The following is an 8,250-nucleotide window of genomic DNA, read 5'->3' as shown; positions in this document are numbered from 1 at the left end:
AATCTCGATGCGATCAATCGCTTGGGTGGGCCCTGGGCGTTGACCTTCAGTTACGGCCGCGCCCTGCAGGCGGCGGCTCAGAAGATCTGGGCCGGAAAGCCGGACAATGTTCGCGCCGCGCAAGCGGTCTTCGCACACAGAGCCCGCATGAACGCACTTGCCGCCCAAGGCCGATGGATGGAAAAGGAAGAACGAGCGGCAGCATGACCATTGTGCGGCAGCATCAGAGGATGACCCTCTGGCGAATTCCGATCGGGGCGCGATAGTGATCACTGTTCGGCCGCGCCTTCATGAACCCGCAGCCTTTCGCCGTCGTCTTTCGGAGAGGTTCGGCTAATAAAGAAAAGTTTGCCGTTGCACGAGATCGAGAAGCGCCGCGTCCGACAAGACCGCCCCTATTTTCGAAGCGTCATGTCGTTTAGCTGAAGTTGCCATCGCCAAGATATCCTCCTCGGCGCGCGAGCGCCTTTGGCCAATTGGAATTCTGTGTTGCGTCACACGGGACTAAAACCGGGCGTCTCCTCGGTGAGAACGACGCCTTTTCTGACCATAATGCCGGTCGCGCCTTTCGAGAGGTGAATTCTCCCGAAGCCGCATCAAACTTATTTCGGAGATATTCAGGACGCTGAAATCGACGCTCTCGCCACCGCGCCTCAAAATGCTCTCGTACGTCTGAACGCCGCCTTCGGAGACCCGCCCTATAATTATGTAATCGACGCCGCCTCGAAGACGAATCTGGATCGCCGTGCCTACAATGGCGCTCGCGGATCGTCCCGTAGACGAAGGTTCTGGTCGGCTTCGAACTTGCCTCGCGACTGCCGATCGACATGCATCCGCCGGAGCAGGAAGCCGCGGTCCTGCGGTCGATCCACTCGGGTATCGAATCGAGGGTCGAGATATGAAAATCATCGTCTTCGAATTGGAGCCGCACGAGGCGCCGGCGTTCGATGCGCTCGATGCGCAAAACGAAATCATCCTTGTCAAGGAGCCGCTCCGCTCCGCCAACGCGCCCAGCTTCTCGGATGCCGAGATTGTCTCGACATTCATCTACTCCGAAATCGATCGAGGCGTCCTCGACGAATTGCCTGCGCTCAAGTTGGTCGCAACTAGATCGACTGGCTTCGACCACATCGACATCGACCTGTGCGCCGAGCGCGGGATCGCCGTCTCCAACGTGCCGACTTATGGCGAAAATACGGTGGCCGAGCATGTCTTCGCATTGCTTCTCACGATCAGCCATCGGATGTTGGAGGCGGTGGACCGCGCCCAGAACGGCGAGTTTTCGCCGCTTGGCCTTCAGGGTTTCGACCTCGCAGGCAAAACCCTTGGCGTCTTGGGCGTCGGCAGCATTGGCCGCAACGTCATCCGAATCGCCGGGGGCTTCGAGATGAAGGTGGTCGCTTGCGACCTCAGACCTGACGAGAAGCTGGCGCAAAGACTCGGCTTCCGCTATGCGCCGTTCGACGACGTGCTCGGCGCGGCGGACGTCCTGACCTTGCATCTCCCGGCCACGCCGGAGACGAATAAACTTCTTTCGCACAAGGAATTTTCACGCATGAAGGACGGCGCCGTGCTGATCAACACGGCGCGCGGCGACCTAATCGACGTGCAGGCGCTCATCGAGGCATTGAGGCGTGGCAAGGTAGCGGCGGCGGGGCTCGACGTCTTGCCCGACGAGCCGATGATCCGCGAGGAGGCCGAGCTTATTTGTTCCGTCTTTTGTAACAAGCACGACCTCCGTAACCTTGTGGCCGATCACATCCTTCTCAGAATGCCGAATGTCGTGGTCACACCGCACAGCGCCTTCAATACCCGCGAGGCCATCGGACGCATCATCGACACAACGATCGAGAACATCATGAGCTTTGTCGATGGTCAGCCGCGAAACGTCGTCACCGCCTTACGTCGATGAGTCTGACGAGGAACGCCAATAGTTTAAAGTCTCTCACCGAATACGAACGTTTTCGAAGCGATAGATGGACGATGCGGAAGCATCGACTGTAGCGCCACAATCAACAGAAGGAGCGCGGAACATGACAGCACAGACTAGAAGAATTCGTGTCGCGTTGAATGGATATGGGGTTATCGGCAAACGGGTCGCCGACGCGATCGCTTGCCAGGATGATATGGAGCTGGTCGGCGTCGCTGATATAGCGACGGACGGGCGGTTGCGAGTCGCCGCTGAGCTATGGCGGAATTTCGGTGACGGCGTGAATCAAGCGGCGGATTTCTTCTCGGCGGCGACTTCGATTCCGTCACGGAATGTTACACCGCTGACGACCTTCGGCAACTGATTTTGTCCTTGCAGTCGCCTCCAGCTTTTCGACGCCGCCATCACCAGCTTGAAGACCATGAGGCGCGCCGTGTCCTGCGAGAGCGCGCCCTTCATGCGCACCGTGCGATGCCGGACCGTTGCGAAGGCGCTTTCGATCGGGTTCGAGGTGCGCAGATGCGTCCAGTGCTCGGCGGGAAAATCGAAAAACGTCAGCAACGTCTCGCGATCTTTCAGCAGGCAATCCACGGCCTTTGGGTATTTGGCCGCGTATTTTTCGGCGAATGTCGTGATGGCGACGTCCGCCTTCGCCCGGTCGGGCGACATCCAGATTTCGCGCAAATCCTTATGCGCGTTCGGCTGCACGGATTTCGGCAGCTTGTCGAGAACGTTCAGGGTCTTGTGAACCCAGCACCGCTGATGGCGCGTCGACGGAAACGCTTCGTCGAGAGCTTTCCAGAAGCCGAGCGCGCCGTCGCCCACGGCGATTTCCGGGGCGATCGAAAAGCCGCGCGCCTTCAAATCGACGAGCAGCTCTTTCCAGCTTTGCGCGCTCTCGCGCGGACCTGCCTGAAAGCCGAGCAGTTCCTTCTTCCCCTCCGGCGTCGCGCCGATGATCACCAGCATGCATGTATGGATGCCCCAGTTCGTGCAAGATGTTTTCGAATGGCTTGGTCGCGTGATCGGGTGCGGTCATGTATCAGGCCTTGGTATGCGGCCTGATCTGGCCGCTGGCCGGTATGGAGATGAGCGGACCTGGCGCAAATCACTCGGGCGAGCTGTCGAGCTCGATGCATGCTAGGGTCCAGACCCATAAATTGCTTGGCACGATCCCAGCGTTGTGATTCACGGCTTCCGAAAGGAAGCGCCGATGATTCCCGATCGATTCTGGCTGACGGACGAGCAATTTTCAAAGATCGCGCCGCATCTTCCCACCGACACGCGGGGCAAGGCGAGAGTGGATGACCGGCGGGTGATCAGCGGCATCGTTCATGTGCTCAAATCCGGTGGGCGCTGGATTGACGCGCCGCCGGACTATGGGCCAAAGAAGACGCTCTACAATCGTTACGTCCGCTGGGCCGTCAAAGGCGTTTGGGTCGATCTCTTTCACGCGCTCGCGCAAGCAGGTGGGCCGCCCGCGCAGGTTCTCATCGACTCCTCGGCGGTGAAGGCGCACCGCTCGGCCAGCGGCGGCAAAGGGGGGAGAAAAATCAGGCCATCGGCCGCTCGCGCGGCGGGCGCACGACCAAAATCCATGCGCTGACCGATGCCCAATGTCGCCCGCTCGCCTTCATGCTCACCGGCGGCCAGGTAGCCGATTGCACCGCGGGCGCGGAACTTCTGGCGCGGCTTCCGTCTTGCGACATTCTGCATGGCGACAAGGGTTACGACAGCGACGCTCTCCGCCGGCAGGTGGAAGATCGAGGCGCGATGCCGAACATTCCGCCAAAGGCCAACCGAAGGTGGAAAAACTGCTTCTCGCCCTTCCTCTATCGCAATCGCAACGCCATCGAGCGCATGTTCTGCCGACTGAAGGACTTCAGGCGCGTGGCGACGCGCTATGACCGCAACGCCACGAACTTCCTCGCCGCCGTTTGCATCGCCGCAACCGTTAGCTACTGGTTATGAGTCTGGGCCCTAATGCGTTTCCAGACCCAGATCTAACCGATCATTTTGACCTTACCGTTCGTCGACCTCCTTACACGCCCGACAGTCCTCCGGTTGCTTTGGCTGATTGTCGATCAGGCCGCCGCAGCCACAGGAACCCGATAATCTTCTGCCTTCGTCAGCATGGCCCAGATCGACCGGGCCATCTTGTTGGCGAGCGCGATCCCCACGAGCATCCGCGGTTTGCGCGCCAGCATGCGATGGAGCCACGTTCCTTCCGGCGCTCCTTTCCGGTAGGCCGCTCGCACCACTGCCATGGCGCCAACGATCAACAGCCGCCTGATGTCGCGCTGCCCCATCTTCGAAGTTTTCCCGAGAACTTGTTTGCCGCCGGTCGAATGCTGGCGGGGAACGAGCCCAAGCCACGCGGCGAAGTCGCGTCCCCGTTTGAAGACCTCCATCGGCGGCGCGAAGGTCTCGATCGCCATGGCGGTGATCGGCCCCACGCCCGGCATAGTCTGCAATCGCCGCGTCATCGTCCCGCGCTTGGCTTCATGAGCCGTCGCTTTTTCGAGTTCGGCGATCCTTTCCGACAGTCGCTCGATTTGGTCGAGATAGACCCGCGCCAGTTCGACCACGAGCAGCGGCGGCGACGTTCCCAGATCCTCGACCGCCTCGGAGAGGATCTTCACGTTCGTCGGCCCCTGCGGCGCAATGATTCCGTGTTCGGCCAAATGGCCGCGCAGCGCGTTGATCAGTTGGGTGCGCTGGCGCACCAGGAGATCGCGCGTGCGAAATAGCATGGCGCGCGCCTGTTGTTCATCGGTCTTGACGGCGACGAAGCGCATCGTCGGCCGGCTCGCCGCTTCGGCGATCGCCTCTGCGTCCGCTGCGTCGTTCTTCTGGCGCTTGACAAAGGGTTTGACATAAACAGGCGGAATCAGGCGCACCTCGTGTCCGAGGTCGCGGATCGCCCGGCCCCAGTGATGCGCGCTGCCACAGGCCTCCATGGCGACGACGCACCGCGGCTGCTCGGCCAGGAAGGTGAGCACCTTTTCGCGCGAAAGCTTCTTCCGAAAAGCCACGCTACCGTCGCAGTGGGCGCCATGCAGTTGGAAAGACCGCTTTGCAAGGTCGAGACCGATGATGCTAACCCTTTTCATGGATGCCCTCTCCGTTCCGTGGGATGCGCTAACATCGCCACCTTGGCACAACGCGATGCCGTCGGGATGGGGCATCCACTCCATCACTCGGCCTGCGGCTCCATGCGCGCTTGCAGATAAACGCCGTCGGCCCAGACATACACATAACGCCGCGCCGACAAATCGCGCTTTTGCCAGCGTTGATATTCGGCCTCCCATTCGCCCTTCAATCGCGCGATCACCGCAGGCGAAAGATTGGGCGCGTCCTTGCCGAGCAAGGCCGTCAGCACTTCCTGGAAATCACCGGTCGAAATCCCGCGCAGGTAAAGCGCCGGCAAAAGCACGTCGAGGCTTTTCGTGCGCCGCGCCCATTTCGGCAGGATCGAGGACGAATAGCGGATGCGCTCGTCCGCGGTCGCCGCCCCACGATCCCGGGCCTTGGGCTTCTCCACCTCGACCGGCCCGATCCCCGTCTGGATCGGGCGAACCGGATCATGTCCGTGCCGAACGACGCGCCGGCGACCGTCCGGCAGCTTGAGATCGCCGTGCAGCGCCAAAAAGGCCGCGAACTCCGCCTCCACCGCCTGCTCAATCAGTCGTTTTGCGCCACAGCGCAGGATTTCGGTCAGGGGGTCGTCGATTTCGTCTTTCTGACGGAGGGAGACAACATTATTCTCGGTCATGGCGTAACGCTCCTACGGGAGGTTCGGGCAGGTTTGGTCACCAACCCCGTTACGCCGCCTTCTTCACACCGTCATCACCCAGTTTCCGCGATAGCTCGTCGCCGCTCGGAAAGGGTTCAAGCTATTTGCGGCGTTAGAAGGCAGCATCGAAGCAATGCGCGCGGCTGGTCTCGAGGTGACAGGCGCGCTCGACGAGCTGTTGCGCAAGGCCGAGATCGTCGTCGACTGCACACCGAAGGGGATCGGGGCGAGGAACGCGGAACGTTATCGAGTAATCGGCATCAAATTTATCGTGCAAGGAGGCGAGAAACACGAGGTGACGGGGCACTCGTTCGTCGCCGAGGCAAGCTATGCGGGGGCTGTTGGGCGAGAGTCGACTCGCGTAGTCTCGTGCAACACCACCTCGGTGGTGCGAACCCTGACCGCGTTGAAGCATGCCGGGCTTCTGCGGCGGGCGCGCGGCACGCTGATCCGGCGCGCCACGGACCCATGGGAGAGTCACAAAGGGGGCATCATGAACACGCTCGTTCCTGAGAGCGAAATCCCTAGCCATCAGGGCCCCGACGCGCAGACCGTCGATCCGGATCTCGACGTCGTCACGATAGCGGTCAAGGCCCCCGAAACGATTGCTCATCTTCACTGCTGGGCGATTGGGCTTACACGTAACGCAAGCAAAGAGGAACTTATCGACGCATTCCGATCATCGCCTCGCATTGCCTTGATCCGCACGAGCGACGGACTGATGGCGATCAATAGCGTCAAGGAACTCATGGCGGACATTGGGAGGCCCCGCGACAATCTCTACGAGGTAGCTTTATGGGAAAACTTGGTGACGGTACGGGGCGACGAAGCTTTTTACGTCTACATGGTCGACAACCAAGCAATTGTTATTCCCGAAACAATTGATGCGATCCGCGCCCTTACCGGAAGAGAAAAGAATGCAGACGGCTCGACCGCCAAAACCGATGACGCGCTGGGAATCGGCGTTCCGTTTGTCCCGTAAACATGCTGTGTGCGGTCAGTTCGTCGACGACAGCCGCCGCCATTTTAAATCTCAAGCAGCGTCGATTTCGATGTGGTCGGCGCGCGGAAGATGATGAACGAAGGCCCGCTGCATCGAATTCGCCGCCGAAAGCATGCGCGGGGATCAAAGGCGAACAGAACCGGAAGTCTTGACCCAATGCCATCGCCGGCGACAAAATCCAACGACCGGTAAAACTGCCGTCCAGGCGGCATCGTTCTGTTAGTGTGGGCGGCATTATTCCGCTATACGCCGGCGGCGCTCGGAGCGAGCGGCACAAGAGGCGCCTATCTACTGATGCGGTCCAATGGAATCGTCGGGCCGCAAGCAAACGATTCATTGTGTCCGCAGGAGCTCCACATGGCGCATATTTCGCGTTTTCGCGTTTTCGCTAAATCGGAGATGCTCTTACTCCTCCGCGTGACGCTCGTAGGACTGTTTTGCGTTTGCCTCAGTACGGCGGGCTTTGCCGAAAGTGGTCGTTGGGCGCGTTGTCGCGGCGCCGACCCGGACGTGCGGATCGCGGGGTGTACGGAGGTCATCGTCCGTGAGAGTCGGGAAAGCAAACGCAATCAGCTCAGAGCATATGTCAATCGGGGCGCCGCCTATCGAGCCAAGGGCGCTTTCGATCGCGCCTTGGCCGATTTTGACAGGGCGCTGCAGCTCGATCCGAGGTCGGCTCTCGCCCTTACCGAACGCGCGTCGACCTATCGGGCAAAAGGCGAGCTCGAGCATGCGATCGCCGATTACGACAGGGCGCTACGGCTCGACGAGAATTCGACGGCGGCTTATGACGGCCGCGCCAAGGCCTATCGCGCCAAGGGCGATCTAGACAAGGCTTTGGCCGATTTCAATGAGGCCGTGAGACTCGATCCGAGATCGGCCGCATTTCACGTCGATCGCGGAGCCGTTTATCAGGCGCAAGGTGATTTCGATCGCGCCATCGCCGATTACGACGAGGCGATCGAACGTGATCCCAAGCTGGCGAGCGCTTACAATGATCGCGGCTTGGCGTTCTCTGCCAAAGGCGATTTCGACAAGTCTCTTGCCGATTTCAGCAGGGCTCTCGAACTCGATCTCAAATTTGCGGACCCGTTCGTCGGCCGGGCCCACGTCTATCGCGCCAAGCAGGATCTCGATCGTGCAAGACGGGACCTCGAAGCCGCGTTGAGGCTCGACCCACAGCTCGCGTCGGCGAAAGATGCGCTCGATGAGGTGAACAGGCTCATCGCCGAGAGGGCGGCGCCTTTGCCACGTACGACTGCGACGGCTCCGCTCGCGACTTCGACGCTCAGCGTCTCAGATCGTCTGATCATATCTGCCGCGATCACCGCGGGGCTCGCCCTGATCGCCTTAGTCGTCTGGTTCTTCTGGCGCAAACGCGCAAGGGGCATGCGTGCAGTTGAAACCGCCGGCATTAAGACGGCCACTCTTAAAACAGCTACTCTTGATGTGGGCGGCATGCTTTCCATGCTCGACTACCTGGCTGTCGAGAAGCAACTCCGCCGGACAGATGGAGTTCGG

The 8,250-nt window shown here is 60.5% G+C and carries 5 protein-coding genes and 3 pseudogenes; 5 read left to right on the top strand and 3 right to left on the bottom strand.

Annotation, left to right across the window (positions count from 1 at the left end; translation table 11 throughout):
- Both QZ964_RS17710 and QZ964_RS17705 read left to right on the top strand, forming a co-directional pair.
- Positions 1 to 207 (top strand): class I fructose-bisphosphate aldolase (locus tag QZ964_RS17710; protein ID WP_292533168.1); only part of this gene is annotated, 207 nt, incomplete at its 5' end.
- Positions 208 to 898: 691 nt separating this feature from the next.
- Positions 899 to 1,912 (top strand): hydroxyacid dehydrogenase, encoded by a 1,014-nt coding sequence (locus QZ964_RS17705; RefSeq protein WP_292533166.1) that lies wholly within the window; start codon positions 899 to 901, stop codon positions 1,910 to 1,912.
- A 303-nt stretch (positions 1,913 to 2,215) separates the two neighbouring features.
- Here the strand turns inward: QZ964_RS17705 and QZ964_RS17700 are convergent.
- Positions 2,216 to 2,902: pseudogene (locus QZ964_RS17700) on the bottom strand (IS256 family transposase); the annotation flags it as partial.
- 241 nt (positions 2,903 to 3,143) lie between these two features.
- Here QZ964_RS17700 and QZ964_RS17695 point away from each other — a divergent pair.
- Positions 3,144 to 3,901 (top strand): IS5 family transposase gene (locus QZ964_RS17695; protein WP_292533164.1). Its coding sequence is split into 2 segments (ribosomal slippage): positions 3,144 to 3,483 and positions 3,483 to 3,901, totalling 759 coding nucleotides; the frame shifts between segments, so codons are not numbered across the junction.
- A gap of 113 nt (positions 3,902 to 4,014) precedes the next feature.
- Here QZ964_RS17695 and QZ964_RS17690 read toward each other — a convergent pair.
- A complete protein-coding gene (locus QZ964_RS17690; protein ID WP_292533162.1) occupies positions 4,015 to 5,043 on the bottom strand; it encodes an IS110 family transposase in 1,029 nt (342 codons plus the stop codon).
- Positions 5,044 to 5,129: 86 nt separating this feature from the next.
- Positions 5,130 to 5,746, bottom strand: a pseudogene (locus QZ964_RS17685) (transposase); the annotation flags it as partial.
- 68 nt (positions 5,747 to 5,814) lie between these two features.
- Between QZ964_RS17685 and QZ964_RS17680 the strand changes: the two are divergent.
- Positions 5,815 to 6,708 (top strand): annotated as a pseudogene (locus QZ964_RS17680) (type II glyceraldehyde-3-phosphate dehydrogenase); the annotation flags it as partial.
- Between the two features lie 378 nt (positions 6,709 to 7,086).
- Positions 7,087 to 8,250: tetratricopeptide repeat protein (locus QZ964_RS17675; RefSeq protein WP_292533161.1), on the top strand; the 1,164-nt coding region annotated here is incomplete at its 3' end.

This window comes from Methylocystis sp., from assembly GCF_021731785.1.
Lineage (GTDB): Bacteria > Pseudomonadota > Alphaproteobacteria > Rhizobiales > Beijerinckiaceae > Methylocystis.
Note: the sequence above shows the minus strand (reverse complement) of the source record. Positions and strands in the feature narration are given on the sequence as shown.